The 1260-nt window shown below is 58.8% G+C and carries 1 protein-coding gene; it reads left to right on the top strand.

Annotated features, from left to right (window positions below):
* Positions 1-214 precede the first annotated feature (214 nt).
* A partial coding sequence (locus tag G474_RS21535) for an MCP four helix bundle domain-containing protein (protein WP_211228149.1) occupies positions 215-1260 on the top strand: 1046 nt, incomplete at its 3' end.

Consider the following 1260-nt stretch of genomic DNA (forward strand, 5'->3'; position numbering starts at 1 on the left):
ATCCGCCCCCTGGGCGAAGTCTTTACCGGCCTGCAGGGCATCTCCGGCTTCACCATCCTCGGCAGCGGCCAGGTCGCCCTCATCCTCGATGTCCCAGGGCTTGTCCGGCGCGTGACGGAACGGGATGCCTATCGAGGGCGACCCTCTGCCAGCATTGCGGCACCCCGATAAACGGCAGCAATAGTTCCTTGGCTTACTGATTAGGGAGAACAACATGAAACTCACCGTCGCCAAGAAAATGGCGCTTCTCGCTGGTTCCGCCCTGCTGGGGCTGATCCTGGTCGCCGGTCTTGCCTACTACCAGATGGGCAAGGTATTTGAGGCTGCCAATTACACCGCCGTCAATTCGGTTCCCTCCCTGTTGACTCTGGATGAGGTGAAGGCCGAATTCGCCCGCATGCGCATCCGGGTGAACCGGCATGTGATGAATACCGACCTGTCCAAGGTGCCCGACCTGGATGCCTCCATCAAGCAGGCCCAGAACAACCTGGAAGAGGCGTTCCGGAAATACGAGAAACTGCTTTCCGACGACAAGGACAAGGATTTTCTCCGTCAGGAAAAGGAAATCTATGGCAAGTACCTGACGGCGCTGGCTCCTGTACTTGAACATTCCCGGGTCAACCAGAACGAGCAGGCCATGCGGGCTCTGGGGGAGCTGACGCAGATTGCCGCCGAGATGGAAAAGGCGATCAACGCCCATTTCGATTTCAACGTGGACCTGGCCAACAAGGCAGCTGCCGATGCCCTGGCCATCCAGAGCAGTGCCACCAGCATGTCCATAACCGTGGTGGTTTTGACCCTGTTGGCAGTAGCGGCCATCAGCATCACCATCACCCGTAACCTGCTGCGCCAATTGGGTGGCGAGCCCGACTTTGCCGCCGGGGTGGCGAACAGGATTGCCAATGGCGATCTTTCCAGCCAGATCGAACTCAAAGCCGGCGATACCGGCAGCCTCCTGGCCTCCATGAAATCCATGCAGGACGCCTTGACCAGCATCGTGGGCGAGATCAAGGAGATTGTCGGTGCCGCCAACCGGGGTGACTTCAGCATCAAGATGGAGCTGAACGGCAAGGCCGGTTACACCAAAGAGCTTTCCGAACAGCTCAATCAGTTGTCCACCAGCGTGGATACCGCTTTCAAGGACATCATCTTCGTGGCCGAGGCCCTGGAGCAGGGGGACCTGACCAAGAGCGTGAGCCGGGATTATCAGGGGGCCTTCGATCAGGTGAAGCAGTCCCTGAACAACACGGTGGCCAAGCT

The sequence above is a fragment of the Azovibrio restrictus DSM 23866 genome, from assembly GCF_000429665.1.
In the GTDB taxonomy this organism is placed as follows: Bacteria; Pseudomonadota; Gammaproteobacteria; order Burkholderiales; family Rhodocyclaceae; genus Azovibrio; species Azovibrio restrictus.